Here is a 16,729-nt window from a genome sequence, read left to right on the forward strand (position 1 = left end):
CATTCGCTTATTATGTTTTCTGAATGGACAGGCATCGCAGTGATGTACGGACTGACCGTGCTGCTGGCGATTCCACTGGGCAAATTCGTCGCGAACGTGTTCGCTGATAAGCCCAACCGCAACGGCGGCCCGGCTTTTGACTTTATGCGACCCGTCGAGCGGCTGATTTACCGGCTTGGCGGTATCGATGAAACGCAGGATATGAGCTGGAAAGCTAACCTGCTGGCGCTGCTGACGATTAACGCCGTCTGGCTGATTTACGCATTTGTACTATTTCTGGTGCAGGGAAGCTTACCGCTCAATCCCGACGGTAACCCATCGATGACGCCGGACCTGGCATTCAACACGGCCATCAGTTTTGTGGTCAACTGTAACTTGCAACACTACTCCGGCGAATCGGGCCTTACGTACCTGACGCAGACTATCGTAATTAATTTCCTGATGTTTGTATCAGCCGCGACGGGTATTGCCGCGTTGATACTGATTGTGCGATCGTTCCTGCCAAAAAGCGTGGAAACGGTCGGTAACTTCTACGTCTACTTCGTGAAGTCCATTACCCGGATTTTGCTGCCCCTGTCGCTTCTATTGGCTGCTATTCTGGCATTTAACGGTACGCCCGCCAGCTTCGATGGTAAAGATAGTATCGTAACGATGCAGGGGGATACAGTGGGCGTATCACGCGGACCCGCGGCTGGCATGATTGCCATCAAACACATCGGTACCAACGGTGGTGGTTATTTCGGTGCTAACTCGGCGCATCCGCTCGAAAACCCGAACTACCTGACCAACATGGCCGAAATGGTTGCGCAGGTCGTACTGCCGATTGCCATGATTTTCGCGCTGGGCTTCCTGATTAACCGGAAGAAGTTCGCGCTGATGATTTACGGCGTCATGACGATCGGAATGCTGATGCTACTGGTGCCAACGCTTATCAGTGAACTGCACGGTAACCCAGCCATTGCGCGCATGGGCGTGGCACAACCGACTGGCGCCATGGAAGGCAAGGAAGTTCGTTTCGGACCACTGGCGTCGGGCTACTGGAGTATCGTAACGACAATTATCTCGACAGGATCCGTCAACTCCATGCACGATTCGTCGATGCCGGTATCGGGCATGATGCAACTACTGGGCATGATGACCAACGCATTCTATGGGGGTTGCGGGGTCGGTATCCTGAACTTCTACTACTTCCTGATTATTGCGGTCTTTATTTCGGGTCTGATGGTGGGCCGGACGCCGGAGTTCTTTGGTCGAAAAGTGGAAGCGCGGGAGATCAAGATTGCGTCGATTGTGGCGCTCGTCAGCACGCTGCTCGTCAAAGGTGGTACGGCGCTGGCGGCCTGGATATTTGTTAATTACCCCGAAGCTGACTGGGCGGTGAAGCCGTCGGCCTGGCTCAATAATGGGAACGCCCAACCGCCCGGCTACCACGGCTTCTCAGAGATGCTCTACGAGTTCACGTCGGCCAATGCTAACAACGGATCAGGCTTTGAAGGACTGGGCGACAATAACTTCTTCTGGAACTACGCGACGGGAATCGTGCTGTTGCTGGGTCGTTTCATCCCCATTATTGGCCCGGTAGCCATAGCAGGTTTGCTGGCCAAGAAGAAATACGTGCCGGAGTCGAGTGGAACGCTGCCAACGGACAATGGTACGTTCGGGTTAATGGTCTTTGCGGTCATCATGATCATCACGGCCCTGTCGTTCTTCCCGGCCCTCACGCTGGGTCCACTGGCCGAGTATTTCAGCCTGAAGTAATGCGCTGGGCGATAATGGTCAGTACCTCGGTCAGCGTCATCGGCTCCGAAGGATGCACATTATCTTCTGTACCAATATGTTGATGGTGGGGCGAAGAGGAAAACGGTACTTCGTGGGCGTTGTCCCAACGGTGAATGAGTTGATGATCGGCAGTTTGCCAGTGGTACGAATAGTCGATCCAGCCGGATACCGTTATGTAATTCTCGCGAACGTGGAGCACCGACGAATCTGTGAACGTAATACTACCGCGAACTTGAGTCAGTTCAGGACGTTCGATTGGATCAAGGGGCGTGGTGACATCTATGATGGCGTGGAATGTACTTAGGTCGTGCTTCATTTTACCAGTTTCGCCAGTCGTTTTTCAACACCTCTCAATACGACGAGTTCAGCCCGCCAGTCCATGATGTCATCTTCCCTTTCAAATAAACCAAACTGGGTCAGCTCGTTGAAACGCTTGTCGAACTCCTCGTAGCGCATCCCGTATTTCGCTTCAAATGCGTCGATCCGGTCGCTGCACACCTTGAGTTCCCGCAGCAATTCTTCCTGCATCTTTTTGATGGCGTAATCAGTGCTCGATGAGTACCCTGCTTTCTGAAACACCTGCTCGATAGAAGCCTGTTCGACCGTCATATCCAAAATCTGTTTTTTCAAAGATAACTAAAATGGCAACCCAATCTTCTTCTCCCAGTTTGTTCCAGGGCGACCTCGTCCGAACGGCCATCCGGGAGTCATTTGTCAAATTAAACCCGGCGATTCTGATCAAGAACCCGGTTATGTTTACCGTCGAAGTCGGTACGCTGATCATGGTGCTAGTGACGATATACATCGGCGTGTCGGGCGATCAGACGCAGGGCTCGCTGGGCTACAACATCACCATTACGCTGATTCTGCTGCTGACGCTGCTGTTCGCCAATTTTGCCGAAGCCATCGCCGAAGCCCGGGGGAAAGCGCAGGCCGAATCGCTCCGCAAAACCCGGCAGGAAACGCCCGCCAAAGTGATTCGCGCCGTGGGCAATATGTACACGAATGAACGGTCGGAAGGCCGAACCCCCGACGGATCGGTGCAGACGATTTCGTCGGCACAGCTCAAAAAAGGCGACGTTTTCCTGTGCGAGCCGGGCGACATCATCCCGTCGGACGGTGAAATCATCGAAGGGCTGGCTACCATCGATGAGTCGGCCATCACGGGTGAATCGGCACCGGTTATTCGCGAAGCGGGTGGTGACAAATCGTCGGTGACGGGCGGTACGAAAGTGCTGTCGGACCGGATTAAAGTACAGGTGACGACGCAGCCGGGGGAGTCGTTTCTCGACAAGATGATTGCGCTGGTCGAGGGCGCGTCGCGACAAAAGACACCGAATGAAATTGCGCTGACGATTTTGTTGGCGGGCTTTACGCTGATCTTCATCATCGTCTGCGTTGCGCTCAAGCCCTTCGCTGATTATGCCAATACGCCCATCACGATTGCGGCCCTGATCTCCCTGTTCGTCTGTCTGATTCCCACCACCATCGGTGGACTGCTGTCGGCCATTGGTATCGCTGGTATGGACCGGGCGCTGCGGGCCAACGTAATCGCGAAGTCGGGGCGGGCGGTGGAAACGGCGGGTGACATCGATACGCTGTTGCTCGACAAAACGGGGACGATTACGATTGGCAACCGGAAAGCGACCAACTTCTACCCGGCACCGGGCGTCAAACAGGCCGATATGGTGCGGATTGCGGCCCTGAGTTCGCTGGCCGACGAAACCCCCGAGGGTAAATCAATTGTCGAACTGGCCGGACAAGATGTTACGCGTCACCTGAACACCGAAGGGGCGAAACTCATCAAGTTCACTGCCGAAACGCGTTCATCAGGTATTGATTTAACGACAGGAGAACGCATCCGTAAAGGGGCGACCGATTCGATTCGGAACATCGTCGAGCGCGTCGGCAATCATTTCCCGGCGGAGACTGATGCGAAAGCAAAGGAGATTGCGGCTAATGGTGGCACTCCGCTGGTCGTGACGGAAAACGAGGAAGTGAAAGGCGTGGTCGAATTGCAGGATATCATCAAACCCGGTATCGCCGAGCGATTCGACCGCCTGCGAAAGATGGGTGTCAAGACGGTGATGGTAACGGGCGATAACCCGCTGACAGCCAAGTTTATCGCGGAGAAAGCAGGCGTCGATGATTTCATTGCCGAAGCCAAGCCGGAAGACAAGATGCAGTACATCCGCCATGAACAAAACGGCGGTAAACTGGTGGCAATGATGGGCGACGGTACCAACGATGCGCCAGCACTGGCTCAGGCCGATGTGGGTGTGGCCATGAACTCGGGTACGCAGGCTGCCAAGGAAGCCGGTAACATGGTCGACCTCGACAACGACCCGACTAAGCTGATCGAAGTCGTTGAAATTGGCAAGCAGCTGCTGATTACGCGCGGCACCCTGACAACCTTCAGTATCGCCAACGACGTAGCCAAGTATTTCGCTATCGTACCGGCGCTGTTTATCACGTCGATTCCGGCGCTACAGGCGATCAACATCATGCGGCTGCATAGCGCCGAGTCGGCTATCCTGTCGGCGGTTATTTTCAACGCGATCATCATTCCGATGCTGATTCCGCTGGCGCTGCGCGGTGTCGAATACAAACCCATCGGGGCGTCGGCGCTGCTGCGGCAGAACCTGCTGCTCTACGGGGTGGGTGGGGTCATCGCTCCCTTCATCGGTATCAAACTGATTGATCTGGCGGTCGGGTTGTTTGTGTAAAAGCGTAGAAGAAAGAAAACAGACAAAAGAAGAAAGATAGTCGCTGAGAGAGCCGGTAAAATACACCCCTCTTTCGTCAAACGTCTTTCTTCTTTCATCCCAATAACCATGAAAACGAATCTCATTCCTGCCATACGCCTGACCGTAGTCATGCTCATTCTTACGTCCGTTATCTATCCGCTCGTAGTAGCGGGAATTGCCAAGCTGGCGCCTGGTGGTGGTAAAGGCGTTACCGTCGAAGCGAAAGGCCGGGTTGTCGGCTATGCGCTGATCGGGCAGAAATTCACCGACGATCGCTACTTCAACTCACGTCCGTCGGCGGTTGAGTACAATGCGGCTGGCTCGGCCGGCTCGAACAAAGGCCCGTCGAACCCCGATTACCTGAAAACGGTGCAGGCCCGTATCGACACCTTTCTGGTTCATAACCCAACGGTGACGAAAGCCGATATCCCGGCCGAGCTGGTAACGGCATCCGGCTCCGGTCTCGACCCCGATCTGTCGCCCGCAGCGGCTAAAATTCAGGTCGCCCGTATCGCGAAAGTGCGTGGTCTGTCAGCGGAACGGTTGAATCAACTGGTCGATGCGAACACAAGCGGTCCGCTACTGGGGCTATTTGGGCCGTCGACTGTGAACGTGCTGAAACTGAACGTCGCCCTCGACCAAATCCGCTAACTTGATGCGCCGGTTCGTCCGGGGAATCATAGAGTTCATAGCGTCGACCGACTGTCCCGGCAAGCCGAAAGGGTCGAGACGGTCGGCTGACGATCATTTGAGTTTTTGCTGAATACAACAAAACCAACGAGTCCGTCCTGTGCGGACCACCAACCATGAAACGTATTGCCCAATTTTTCTCCCTTGCTGCTGTGCCGTTACTAACGGCGTCGGCCATTGCTCAAACAACTGATACAACGACTACATCGGCTGCGCCAAATTCCGGCCTAACAATGTCGGGGTATGTCGAAGCGTACTATACCCACGATTTTACGGCGCCAAAAACCGATCAGGAGCGTCCCGGCTTTCTGTATAATCATAAGCGGAATCGGGAAGTCAATATCAACCTGGCGTTTCTGAAAGCTGCCTACACCGCAGAGCGGCTACGGGCGAATCTGGCGGTACAGGTCGGTACATATGCGCAATACAACTATGCGGCCGAGCAGGGACTACTAAAAAACGTGTTCGAAGCGAACGCGGGCGTGAAGCTGGCCAAGAACCGAGACCTGTGGCTCGACGCGGGGATATTCTCCTCACACATCGGCTTCGAAAGCGCTATCTCAAAAGACTGCTGGACGCTGACCCGCAGTATACTAGCCGAAAATTCGCCCTACTACCTGTCTGGTGCGAAGGTGACTTACAATACCCCGAATGGTAAGTGGACACTGCTGGGCTCAGTACTCAATGGCTGGCAGCGCATTGCCAAACTGCCGGGTTATAGCGGCATGGCTATCAGTACGCAGGTGCAATACCGCCCGTCGTCGATGGTGACCCTGAACTGGAGTAGCTTCCTGGGCAGCGACCGACCGGACTCGCTGAAGCAGGGTCGCTTCTTCAATAACCTGTACGCCATTATCAACCCGACGGGTAAGTTTGGGGTAATCCTCGGCTTCGACATCGGTGCCGACCGTAAACCGGTTGTTGATACCCGAACCGGTGAGCGGGCAGGCAGTGGCTCCTATATCTGGTATTCCCCCGTCATTATTGCCCGCTACAAAACATCCGACAGGAGTTACCTCAACGGTCGAGTGGAGTATTACGACGATAAGAACGGGGTAATCATTGCGACGGCTACGGCCAACGGATTTCAGACTTTGGGTTACTCGCTGGGCTACGATTACGCGATCCTGCCAAACGCGTTGTTCCGCGTCGAAGGAAAAATGTACGACAGCAAAGACGCTATTTTTTCAACCAGTACGGGGCTAAGCAAAAGCAATACGTCGCTGACAACCAGCCTGGCCATTAGTTTTTAGAGCAACCCCACCCCCTCCCCGTTAGGGAGGGGCTTTGCCCATCACTGATTTTTAGGCCCCACCCTAACGGGGAGGGGTTAGGGTGGGGTCAATTAGTATAAACCGACATGCTCCCTGACCAACGCGATCAATCGGCTGACAATTTCCTCCGGCTCATTCAGCAGTCGCGTCGGGGGAAGTTCAAGGTATACATTGGCATGAGTGCGGGCGTGGGTAAGACCTACCGAATGTTGCAGGAGGCCCATGCGCTGCTGCGTAGTGGTATCGACGTCCAGATCGGCTTTGTTGAAACGCATAACCGGGCCGAAACGCACGTACTGATCGACGGGCTGCCGATTATTCCGCGCCGGAAGCTGTTCTACAAAGGGCGAGAGCTGGAAGAGATGGATGTGCAGGCGGTGCTGAACCGACACCCCGAGATCGTGATTGTCGATGAACTGGCGCATACGAACATTCCCGGTTCAAAAAATGAGAAGCGCTGGCAGGACGTATTCGAGATTCTCGACGCGGGAGTCAACGTCATCAGCGCGGTCAACATTCAGCATATCGAAAGTCTGTACGATGAGGTTCACGCCATTACGGGTATCGACGTTACCGAGCGCGTGCCCGACAAAGTGCTGCAAGCTGCCGATGAGGTCGTCAACATCGATCTGACCGCCGACGAGCTAATTGCCCGGCTCAGGGAAGGTAAGATTTACGACCCCGGCAAGGTGCAGACGGCACTGCAAAATTTTTTCCAGTCGGAGAAAATTTTACAGCTGCGTGAACTGGCCCTGCGCGAAGTAGCGTCGGCCGTCGAGCGAAAGATTGACACGATCCTGCCGCCGGGGACGCAGCCCAAGAACGAGCGGTTTCTGGCGGCTATCAGTAGTAATCATCAGACGGCCCGGCGCGTTATCCGCAAAACGGCCCGGCTGGCGGCTTACTATAATTCGCGCTGGTTTGTACTGTACGTGCAGACGCCTTCGGAGAGTGCCGACCGGATTAAGCTCGACGTGCAGCGGCACCTGATCAACAACCTGAAGCTGGCCACCGAACTGGGGGCCGAGGTAGTTCAGGTCAAAAGCGATCATATTTTCAACAGTATAATGGAGGAGATTAAGCAACGCAACGTAACGACACTCTGCATCGGCAAACCGCATTTCAGCCTGATTCAGATTATTTTGCGTACCAACGCCTTTAATCAACTACTCAATAAACTCGCCGACTCCGACACGGATTTGATCATTCTATCCTAGCGAATTGTGAATGAGCGAATGAGCGAATAGGGTTGACGCAAACTATTCACTCACCACGCGGGCGGCCCCGTCACTCATTCACTCATTCGCTCATTCATAATTTGCCTATGTCCTTAAAGACCAAAATCTCCCTTTCGCTGCTGTTTCTGTTTAGCATTAGCCTGGTGCTGGGCGGATTGGGGGCGTATTACCTAAATCGGCTGTCGAAGGATTCACAGGCCATTCTAAAGGATAATTACATCTCCCTGGAATTTATCAGTACAATGCAGAAATCATTGGCTGATCTGGATGATCCGGATGCGCTGGTCAATTTCGATCGAAGCCTGCGTAAACAGGAAGCCAACGAGACGGAAGTGGGTGAGCAGGAACTAACGAGCGCAATCCGGCAGGAGTATGACCGATTACGAGCGGGAAGACGTGACTCGCTGACGATTGGTCGCATCCGGCAGAACCTGTTTGCGCTGGACGACCTGAACCGGCGGGCCAGTATGCGAAAAAGCCGGATCGCCGAACAGACCGCCAAAGATGCCCTGGGCTGGCTGGCTTCCGTTGGTACGTTGTGCTTTCTGATTGTGCTGTCGTTCGTTATCAGCATCCCCAGTTACATTGCCAATCCGATTCGGGAGTTGACACGGGGCATCAAGCAGGTCGCCAGCCGCAACTTTGAAGAACGACTGCATTTTAAGTCAAGCGATGAATTTGGCGAACTGGCGCAATCGTTTAACTCGATGGCCCAGAAACTCGATGAATATGAACACTCCAGCCTAGCCAGGGTGCTGTTCGAGAAAAAGCGTATCGATACGCTGCTGGAGATCATGTCGGATGGAATTATTGGTCTGGACGAACAAAGGCGAATCCTGTTCGTGAACTCCGTGGCCGAGCGGCTACTGGGCATTGACCGGCAACGGATTATTGGTCAGTACGCCCCCGATATCGCTACGTCCAACGATCTGATGCGGACCCTGATTCAGGACGTCATGCAGCCGGACATTAGCGAGAGGCTGGCGGAGCCTAGTGAGTCTGATAGTCCGACCAACCTGCTGAAAATTTATGATGCCGGGGCGGGTGGGGTAGGTAAAGAAAATTATTTCACCAAGCAGATTCATGCCGTGGACGTAACGCCTACCGGTGAAACCGAAACGGTACCAGCGGGCTACGTTATTGTGCTCCAGAATATTACGTCGTACAAAGAGCTTGATCTGGCCAAAACCAACTTCATTGCCACCGTTTCGCACGAACTGAAAACGCCAATCGCGGCCATCAAAATGAGTCTGAAACTCCTACAGGACAAGCGGCTGGGAATGTTGAATGGCGAGCAGCAGGAACTGGTGACGCATGTGCAGGACGATGCCGACCGACTCCTGAAATTAACCGGCGAATTACTCAATATGGCCCAGGTCGAGTCGGGGCAGATTCAACTGCAGATGCAGTCCGTGAAGCCAGCTGATCTGATACAGGTCGCCACCAATGCCCTACGGGTTCAGGCTGAACAGAAACAGCTGCGCTTTGAAGTCGCTCTACCACCAGATTTGCCTTCGGTCTGGGCTGATCCGGACAAGGCATCCTGGGTACTGGTTAACTTTCTCTCCAATGCCGTGCGACACAGTCCAGAGAAATCAACCATCGACATTGACGCTCGATTAGTCGGCAAACAGGTTGAATTCACAGTGCGGGATTACGGGCCGGGTCTGCGGCCCGAACACCGCGATCGCGTTTTCGACCGCTATTTCCGGGCACCGGGCCTCAACGGGCAGGTAAGCGGCACGGGCCTGGGGCTGGCTATTTCGAAAGAATTTATTCAGGCCATGAATGGACAGATTGGCCTGAACAGTGACGTACAGCCCGGCGCATCGTTTTACTTTCGATTGGGGGCTATTTGAGTAGGTGGGTTGCTTGTATTGGTTGGTTTTTGGTTACTCTGTCATTCCTTGCCGCGACGGTGGACCACCCCCTGCAAGACTATATTCCAGGAGATAGAGCGAGGAAAACAATCAGCCAATAGATCAATTGATACCCGCAATAAATCACTAAGCCCCGTCGGAACAAATGCTCGGACGGGGCTTAGTGATTACATAAAAATGACGCGATTAGTAACTCGGATTCTGCGCTAAATAACCTGGCAGGTTAGAAGCTCCGTCAATTGCCGTTTGCGGAATCGGGAATAGCCGCTTCTGGGGATTGTTGTTTGTTTTCTCGGTCCAGGTGCCTTCGTACTTACCAAAGCGAATCATGTCGGTCCGGCGAACCATTTCCCAGTATAACTCGAAGCCCCGTTCGCGGTACAGCAGGTCCAGGGTCATGCTCGTCAGCGCGGGCGCTGGTGTGCTTGACGTACGGGCCGACCGAATTTTGTTTACGTCGGCCAGGGCACTGGCAGCATCGTTGCTTTTCCGCAGCTTGGCTTCGGCGCGCATCAGGTACACATCGGCCAGACGCACAATAGGGATGTCAACGTCGCCGAGGTTCCGGCCGGACTGCGATTTAGGGCTGAATTCATACTTCAATACCCGATAGCCCGTATTGTAATTGCTACCCGCTACGCTGAAGTCAACCTGCTCCGTGAAGTTTACAGGGAACGTTGGCCGGTTGCGGGTTACGTAGAACAGTTTGCCGACCCGGTAATTGCTGCCGCAGCGTACGAAAGCACCATTTACCCGTAGCAGACCGTATTGCTGCCCGCGGAGAATACCCCGATCCATCACGACGTTAGACGCTGCAACGCACGAATCAGCCGGAATGGTCTGGTTCTTCTTGTAAAAGCGAGGGTCAACACCAGCCGGGTCCTGCGAATAGGCGCTTGTCCAGGTCCGGTAAAAGTCGGGAGTGATCGCTGGTCCGTCAGTACCGTTGGCGCCCGTGAACGCGGGCAGTGGAAACTGGTCACCCGATATCGAGAAGTAAGCCAGCCGGTTATGGCCGTTCAGTTCAGAGCGCTGGTCAACGGCAAAAACCAGCTCCTTGTTGGTGTGGTTGTCGGCGTTGAAAATGGAGAAGTAATCTGGCGACAACTGGTACTGACCCGAGTTGATGATCTTGTCCGTGTACTCGACAACCTTGTCCATGTCGGCCGACTGGAACGTGAACTGCGTCGCGTATCGATCCCGGTAAACGGCGGCATTCAGGTACAGCCGGGCCAGTAATCCCCAAACTCCTCCTTTGGTCAGGCGGCCGGGGCCAACACTGGTCGCCAGATCCGGCTCAGCGGCCAAAAATTCACTTTTTACGTATTCCAGGGCCGGTTCGCCCCGCAGAATCTGCGAAACTCCCTGTGGATCGTCTTTAACGAACACCAGTCCGAACAGATCGAGCAGCATCATGTTGTAATACGCCCGCATACCCCGCGCTTCGGCGATGTACGTTTTCGTGTTCGAATCATTGATGGTTGGCAGCGTAGTCAGGGCTGTCACCGACCGCGAAATGCCCTGCGTCAGTAGGACCCAGGTGTTACGCAGGTTTGGATCGGTACTGGTTGGCGTATGCTGGTGTAGTGCCAGATAGATCCCGTTGTCGCCCCAGTCAGTACCCCCACGATACGGTAGGATTGCTTCATCCGTCGAGATTTCCTGGATGGTGAAATAGTTGGTGTGCGTAAAGATATCTGGTAGCCGGGCATAGACGGGAGCCAGGTTACCATCGGCGGCCTGGCGATCTGTCAGGCCAGTCGCCGACGATTCGTCCAGTACGTTTTCGTTTAGGTTCGTACAACCGTTCAGGGCCAGGAGTCCGGCGAGTGCTACGGTTGACAGGAGTGTCCGCTTCATAGTAAAAGAGAGAAGAAGTGCAGCCTGCCTGTTTCCGTTCGGAGGGCGGACAGGCTGCGCTTGATGGCTTGTTTAGAATGTCACATTTACCCCAAAAACAACCGAACGGGCTTTGGGATAGCTTAGGTAATCGATGCCGTACGACGAAACACCATTGACTGTCCGATCGGTATTAACCTCGGGATCATAGCCGTTGTATTTGGTGATGACGAACAGGTTCTGACCCGTTACCGAGAAGCGAACGTTTGAGATCCATCGGTTCATACCGATCAGACGAGGATTCAGATTATAGCCCAGGGTCAGGTTGTTCAGGCGGAAGAACGAACCGTCTTTCAGGAAGCGGGTTGATACCGGTGCTGAGTTGTTAATCGACTCAGTTGGCTCACCAATACCTTCGGGGGTTGTATTCAGGTTTTTGACCAGCCGGGCTTTGTAAAAGAGGGCGTTGGCCGTGTTGTCGTAGATTTTATTGCCAGATACGCCGTTGAAGTTGGCCGTCAGGTCAAAGCCTTTGTAAGCCGCGCTGGCATTGAAGTTGAACTGCTTAGTTGGCAGCGCGCTACCCGCGGCAATCCGGTCTTTGTCGGTGCCTCCGTTCTCATCGCCATCAATGTCGCTGTATTTACTTACCCCTTTCTCATCGATGCCGATGTACTCACGCAGGTAGAACGTACCGATCGGCTGGCCATTTACGTAGCCGTTGATGGTCGCCGACGTCAGCCCCGACCCCGTTGCCGACCCCGATGTAATAACCGAATATGGTGAGTTGTTCACTACGTTCTTGATGAACGTTACGTTACCGCCCAGATCCAGCCGGAAACCGCTCTGGCTGGCGTAGCGATAATTCAGACCCAGTTCAACACCCTGGTTTGTGATGGTCATGTTGGGTACGTTCGTCCAGTAGGTAGAGGCTGGCTGAATCGGATCGGCCGGGATGACTTCGAGCAGAATTTTGCCCGATACTTTACGAAAATAATCGACTGTACCGGTCAGTGCGCCGTTGAACAAACCGAAGTCAAGTCCTAAATCGGTTTGGGTCGATACCTCCCACTGAATGTCCGGGTTCGCCAGGCGCGTATAGGTCGTACCGGCGGGATAGGTTGTCGACGCGTCAAGCGGATAGCTGGTTGTAGCGCTTACGGTTGATGTAAACAGGGCCTGGGTAATCTTCGATGGAATTTCCTGGTTGCCCGTCTGACCCCAGCCCGCCCGGAGTTTCAGATCGGAGAACGGACCGGACCGCAGGAAGGGCTCTTCCGACAACCGCCAGCCCGCCGAGAACGATGGGAAAACGCCATACTTATTGTTAGAACCGAACTTCGACGATCCGTCGGCCCGCACGGTTGCGGTGAACAGATACCGGTCGCGGAACTGGTAATTCACCCGGGAGAAGAACGATTGCAGTTCGTTGTCAATCGCTGATCCATAGGGCCGGTTATTAGCCAGCGACAGATCCTGGCCCTGACCGGGGTTGTTGATCGGTTCAACGGGCGAGATTGGGAATTTATTGATGCTCCAGCCCCGCTCCCGAATCTGGAACTTCTGGTAGGAGTGCCCCAGCAGAGCCGTCAGGCTGTGGTTACCCCAGCCGCGGGTGTAGGTAAAATAGTTCTCGAGTAGTACGTTCTGATTGTTGGCGTAGATGCTTTCGAGCCGTCCATCCTGTTGCGGAACCAGATTCGCCAGCGACTGTATATCCCGCGTCGAGCTGGAGTTATCGACCCCCAGATTCATCTTGTAAACAAGGTCCTTCGTGAACTTGTACGAGGGGGAAATATTAGCAACGATACGGTTGGTTGTCGTGAGGTCTTTTTGCAGATTCAGTGTTACCAGCGGATTCGTAAACGCCTGGTATTTGATCGGGGCGCCCGTACTGTCATACGCCGGGTAGGTTGGGTTAGCAGAAAGCGCTGCGCCAACAATGCTTTCGATAGGAGGGCGGCTGTTGGTTGTTTGCGAAGCCGTCAGATTGACGTCTACCGTAAGCCGGTCTTCGAGGAACTTCTGCGAGGCATTGAAGCGACCCGTGTAACGACGGAACAAGCTATTTTTCAGGATACCTTCCTGATTCTGTACGCTCAGCGACCCGTAATAGGTGAGCTTATCCGTACCCCCACTCAGGCCGATGTTGTAATCCTGCGTTACGGCGGTCCGGCTAATCAAACGCTGCCAGTCGGTTGATGATTTCTGATCGTCTAATGTGCCTCCAACGGCTACAACCTGCCGACGAAATTCATCTGCGAAAAAGACGGGCAGCGGACGCGACATATTCGAAATCCCAACGTTGGCCGAAACCGTCAGGTTGGACGCCCCTGCTTTGCCTTTCTTGGTGGTGATCAGAATGACCCCGTTGGCACCACGGGCGCCGTAAATAGCCGTAGCTGACGCATCCTTCAGGACGTCAATACTTTCGATGTCCTGAGGATTCAGGAAGTTCAACGGGTTTTGTGGGCTACCCGACCCGCTGGTGCTGGAATTGTCGAGCGGGATACCGTCCAGGACGAACAGCGGGGTACTACCCGTCCGGACGCCACCCGGACCCCGAACCGTAATCGTCTGCCGACCACCTGGTTCACCGCTGGCCGACGTAACGTTCACCCCGGCTACCTTACCCTGAAGGAGCTGTTCGGGCGAGTTGATGATACCACGGTTGAAATCGGTGCTTTTTACCGTTGTCAGCGCCCCCGTTGCATCTTTTTTCGTGGTAGTTCCGTACCCGATAACCACTACCTGATTCAGCTCGGAGGCCGATGCCTTGAGGCCTACGCTGATGGTCGTTCTGTTCCCGACCGCCACTTCCTGCGTAACGAAGCCAATGAAGCCAAACACCAGAACGGGCGAACCAGTGCTGGGTATCGTAAGACGGTACTCGCCGTTGGCGTCAGTAGTCGTGCCGCGGGTGCTGCCCTTCAGGACGACACTGCAGCCAGCCAGTGCTTCGTTGGTCGCGCCGTCGGTAACACGGCCACTAATGGTTATGTCGGCAGTAGCGTTAATGCCCGTTAGCGAGAATGCATGACCAGAAATTGATGTAGCGTGTGTTCCCTGAACAGTTGTCGACAGGACAACCAGCAGTGGAACGAAAACCCTCCTTAAACAGGTGATAGGAGGGGGGGATACGTAGCAGAATGACATAGGGCAACGTGCGGTTTTTGGGTGCAAAATTCAGGCGGCCTACTTGCCGAAAGAAACAGGATGCAAGATTTAAAAATAAAATAATATAATATAATTGAGAATAAATTTAATTCTAATAAAGCCCTCAGTTCTGCCCTATGAAGCCATGAAGAATAGGGGTTATCTGTTTACTTATTGGCAAGGTGTTGATTTTAAGTAAATTGCCAGTTATTTCGGATGTAGGATGCCTTTATGTGGGTAGAAAATGATGAATTCGATCTAGTGCCTAGTAGGGTTTCAGACAGGGAAGTTACTGGAAGAGGGCCATAACAATTGGACAGAAAAGATATAGTGGCTCTTTGTTACGAAAGTGTTAAGAAATTGGCAACTGGATGAATTCATAGGCTGGGACGTTTCAACTACTGTTCATATGCTCCAGACAAGACATTAAAATCTTTTTAGATAATTTAGCCCTGATCCCTGATTACTTTTGTGCCATTTACCGGATTAGACCTGTTCGCTGGCAGATAAGCTTTGCGCGTGCTGACCCGCTGTTTTCTGTTTTATTACGTATGCCGACGCAATTTCCTATACTCGTTATTGACGACGAACCTGCTATTGCTGATGTACTGAATCGAGTTGCTAAAACCAGCTTCCCCGAAGCTACGTTTACGCATATCAGCGGTTTCGATGGAGCAAAAGACTATCTGGAACACATGGGGGGGCGTCCGCCAAAACTTATCCTGCTAGATATTGATCTGCATACCGGAAAAGACGGCCTGGAACTACTGAATCTGCTTCGTCGGCATCCCACGGGACGCTTGTTGCCGGTGGTTATGCTATCCAGTCATAGTCAATCGGCCAAACTGAAACGAGCCTATGATTACGGGGCTTCATCCTTTATCAGCAAGCCATATACCTACCAGCAGTGGAAAGAACTGGTTGTGCAGTTGCGTCAGTACTGGTGCATGACCGTAACAATACCGACTCTCTGGCTGGAGGACGGTATCGACCTATGAGGAAACGTAGCGGCACATACGGGAATGAAGCTACTTCGGCGGTCAGCGTTCAGTACGGGTAGAGTCCTGGTCGGTATCGTTAGTCTGCATGAATATTCTTTTGATTAAAGTAGCACTGATGCCTGTCGTGATGGCAATCGTTACGCAGGCCAGCCGGAAATGGGGCAACCGAATTGGCGGGTTGATTTCCAGTATGCCCTGGATTGCCGGGCCCATTCTTCTGTTCTTTATTCTTGAACAGGGTAAACTCTTTGGTATTCAATCGGTACCAGGTATTCTGACGGGAATTGTCTCCCTGATTGGCTTCTGCTACAGCTACGCCCGGTTGTCGGCCCGATTTAGCTGGCTGCCGACACTGCTTCTCTCGTATAGTGTGTACGTGTTGGTGGCCCTGCTGCTGAACCAGATTCGGGTGAACCTGTGGCTTGGGTACGGAATGGCGATGGGAAGTATTCTGCTGTGTCTACGCGTTTTTCCAGCCCCGGCCGCGCAGCCGTCGTCTATCCGGCGATTACCTTACGACATGCTGATCCGGATGGGGGTGGCCACCTTGTTTGTCATTGCCATTACGGAACTGGCGCATTGGGTTGGCCCGACCTGGAGCGGTGTCCTGACCCCTTTTCCCGTCATTACGTCGATTCTGGCCGTATTTACCCACTTTCTGCAGGGTAGTTCGGGCGTAGTGACCCTGCTGCGGGGCAGTCTGCTAGGCTTTCTGGGCTACACGACCTTCCTGTTTCTGCAGGCGTTTTTGCTTACTGACTTCTCGATTGGGGTGTCGTTTCTGATCGCGTTGCTGGTGAACGTACTCATCAGCGTGGCCGTCAGCCGGCTGGTATAACAACCCGTTGGGTACCTTGGCTACTACGGTCAGGGATCACATCCGGCTCCAGAGTTGGTAGAGTGCAACCAGGGAAAGAAAGGTGCCAAGCAGAACACCGGCCTGCGTCCAGCGGGGTGGTTTATCGGCAGGGATTTTCCAGGCCGATACGCAGAAAAAGGCTGTCCAAAGTGAACAGAGGGCGAACAGTAGCTTTATAAGCATAGCAACGGATGTGAATTGACAATCCAACTTACAACGTCCCGACACCGATTGCTATGTCTCTGCTCGAATTAGTTTGTAGACAA

Annotated in this window: 13 protein-coding genes; 8 read left to right on the forward strand and 5 right to left on the reverse strand. The window is 53.6% G+C overall.

What is annotated here, in order from left to right:
• Positions 1 to 12: 12 nt before the first annotated feature.
• Entirely contained in the window at positions 13 to 1,758 is a 1,746-nt protein-coding gene (gene kdpA, locus HU175_RS12600; RefSeq protein WP_176566938.1) for a potassium-transporting ATPase subunit KdpA, read from the forward strand.
• On the opposite strand, the gene HU175_RS12605 is transcribed toward kdpA, so the two are convergent.
• Both HU175_RS12605 and HU175_RS12610 read right to left on the reverse strand, forming a co-directional pair.
• Complete coding sequence (locus tag HU175_RS12605; RefSeq protein ID WP_176566939.1) at positions 1,745 to 2,095, reverse strand: DUF6516 family protein; 351 nt, start codon at positions 2,093 to 2,095, stop codon at positions 1,745 to 1,747. The genes kdpA and HU175_RS12605 overlap by 14 nt on opposite strands.
• A complete protein-coding gene (locus HU175_RS12610) occupies positions 2,092 to 2,409 on the reverse strand; it encodes a hypothetical protein (protein ID WP_176566940.1) in 318 nt (105 codons plus the stop codon). The genes HU175_RS12605 and HU175_RS12610 overlap by 4 nt, the downstream gene beginning before the upstream one ends.
• 11 nt (positions 2,410 to 2,420) lie before the next feature.
• Here HU175_RS12610 and kdpB point away from each other — a divergent pair, with 11 nt between their 5' ends.
• From kdpB to HU175_RS12635, 5 genes are all read left to right on the forward strand, one after another.
• Positions 2,421 to 4,505, forward strand: a complete 2,085-nt coding sequence (gene kdpB, locus HU175_RS12615) for a potassium-transporting ATPase subunit KdpB (protein ID WP_176566941.1) — start codon at positions 2,421 to 2,423, stop codon at positions 4,503 to 4,505.
• 108 nt (positions 4,506 to 4,613) lie between these two features.
• Entirely contained in the window at positions 4,614 to 5,177 is a 564-nt protein-coding gene (locus HU175_RS12620) for a K(+)-transporting ATPase subunit C (RefSeq protein WP_176566942.1), read from the forward strand.
• Positions 5,178 to 5,332: 155 nt separating this feature from the next.
• The gene (locus tag HU175_RS12625; RefSeq protein WP_176566943.1) at positions 5,333 to 6,469 is read left to right on the forward strand and encodes a porin; all 1,137 of its coding nucleotides are present in this window, start codon (positions 5,333 to 5,335) and stop codon (positions 6,467 to 6,469) included.
• Between the two features lie 107 nt (positions 6,470 to 6,576).
• A complete protein-coding gene (locus HU175_RS12630) occupies positions 6,577 to 7,707 on the forward strand; it encodes a sensor protein KdpD (RefSeq protein WP_176566944.1) in 1,131 nt (376 codons plus the stop codon).
• Between the two features lie 107 nt (positions 7,708 to 7,814).
• On the forward strand, positions 7,815 to 9,587 hold the full coding sequence (locus tag HU175_RS12635) for an ATP-binding protein (RefSeq protein ID WP_176566945.1): 1,773 nt from the start codon (positions 7,815 to 7,817) through the stop codon (positions 9,585 to 9,587).
• 207 nt (positions 9,588 to 9,794) lie between these two features.
• On the opposite strand, the gene HU175_RS12640 is transcribed toward HU175_RS12635, so the two are convergent.
• Both HU175_RS12640 and HU175_RS12645 read right to left on the reverse strand, forming a co-directional pair.
• On the reverse strand, positions 9,795 to 11,468 hold the full coding sequence (locus tag HU175_RS12640; protein ID WP_176566946.1) for a RagB/SusD family nutrient uptake outer membrane protein: 1,674 nt from the start codon (positions 11,466 to 11,468) through the stop codon (positions 9,795 to 9,797).
• A 72-nt stretch (positions 11,469 to 11,540) separates the two neighbouring features.
• Positions 11,541 to 14,603 (reverse strand): SusC/RagA family TonB-linked outer membrane protein, encoded by a 3,063-nt coding sequence (locus HU175_RS12645; protein WP_176566947.1) that lies wholly within the window; start codon positions 14,601 to 14,603, stop codon positions 11,541 to 11,543.
• 551 nt (positions 14,604 to 15,154) lie between these two features.
• On the opposite strand from HU175_RS12645, the gene HU175_RS12650 reads away from it, so the two are divergent.
• Positions 15,155 to 15,601 (forward strand): response regulator, encoded by a 447-nt coding sequence (locus tag HU175_RS12650; protein ID WP_176566948.1) that lies wholly within the window; start codon positions 15,155 to 15,157, stop codon positions 15,599 to 15,601.
• A gap of 88 nt (positions 15,602 to 15,689) precedes the next feature.
• Positions 15,690 to 16,442 carry a hypothetical protein gene (locus HU175_RS12655; protein ID WP_176566949.1) on the forward strand — a complete coding sequence of 251 codons (753 nt, stop codon included), beginning with the start codon at positions 15,690 to 15,692 and terminating at the stop codon, positions 16,440 to 16,442.
• Between the two features lie 36 nt (positions 16,443 to 16,478).
• Here HU175_RS12655 and HU175_RS12660 read toward each other — a convergent pair whose 3' ends face one another.
• On the reverse strand, positions 16,479 to 16,646 hold the full coding sequence (locus tag HU175_RS12660; RefSeq protein ID WP_176566950.1) for a hypothetical protein: 168 nt from the start codon (positions 16,644 to 16,646) through the stop codon (positions 16,479 to 16,481).
• Positions 16,647 to 16,729 lie beyond the last annotated feature (83 nt).

Origin of the sequence: Spirosoma sp. KUDC1026 (assembly GCF_013375035.1) — a bacterium.
GTDB lineage: Bacteria > Bacteroidota > Bacteroidia > Cytophagales > Spirosomataceae > Spirosoma.

Coding starts and splice junctions, on each gene's coding strand:
- HU175_RS12650 (WP_176566948.1), top strand. CDS start 15,155: ATGCCGACGCAATTTCCTATACTCGTTATTGACGACGAACCTGCTATT.
- HU175_RS12630 (WP_176566944.1), top strand. CDS start 6,577: ATGCTCCCTGACCAACGCGATCAATCGGCTGACAATTTCCTCCGGCTC.
- HU175_RS12660 (WP_176566950.1), bottom strand. CDS start 16,646: ATGCTTATAAAGCTACTGTTCGCCCTCTGTTCACTTTGGACAGCCTTT.
- HU175_RS12620 (WP_176566942.1), top strand. CDS start 4,614: ATGAAAACGAATCTCATTCCTGCCATACGCCTGACCGTAGTCATGCTC.
- HU175_RS12655 (WP_176566949.1), top strand. CDS start 15,690: ATGAATATTCTTTTGATTAAAGTAGCACTGATGCCTGTCGTGATGGCA.
- HU175_RS12640 (WP_176566946.1), bottom strand. CDS start 11,468: ATGAAGCGGACACTCCTGTCAACCGTAGCACTCGCCGGACTCCTGGCC.
- kdpA (WP_176566938.1), top strand. CDS start 13: ATGTTTTCTGAATGGACAGGCATCGCAGTGATGTACGGACTGACCGTG.
- HU175_RS12645 (WP_176566947.1), bottom strand. CDS start 14,603: ATGTCATTCTGCTACGTATCCCCCCCTCCTATCACCTGTTTAAGGAGG.
- HU175_RS12635 (WP_176566945.1), top strand. CDS start 7,815: ATGTCCTTAAAGACCAAAATCTCCCTTTCGCTGCTGTTTCTGTTTAGC.
- kdpB (WP_176566941.1), top strand. CDS start 2,421: ATGGCAACCCAATCTTCTTCTCCCAGTTTGTTCCAGGGCGACCTCGTC.
- HU175_RS12625 (WP_176566943.1), top strand. CDS start 5,333: ATGAAACGTATTGCCCAATTTTTCTCCCTTGCTGCTGTGCCGTTACTA.
- HU175_RS12605 (WP_176566939.1), bottom strand. CDS start 2,095: ATGAAGCACGACCTAAGTACATTCCACGCCATCATAGATGTCACCACG.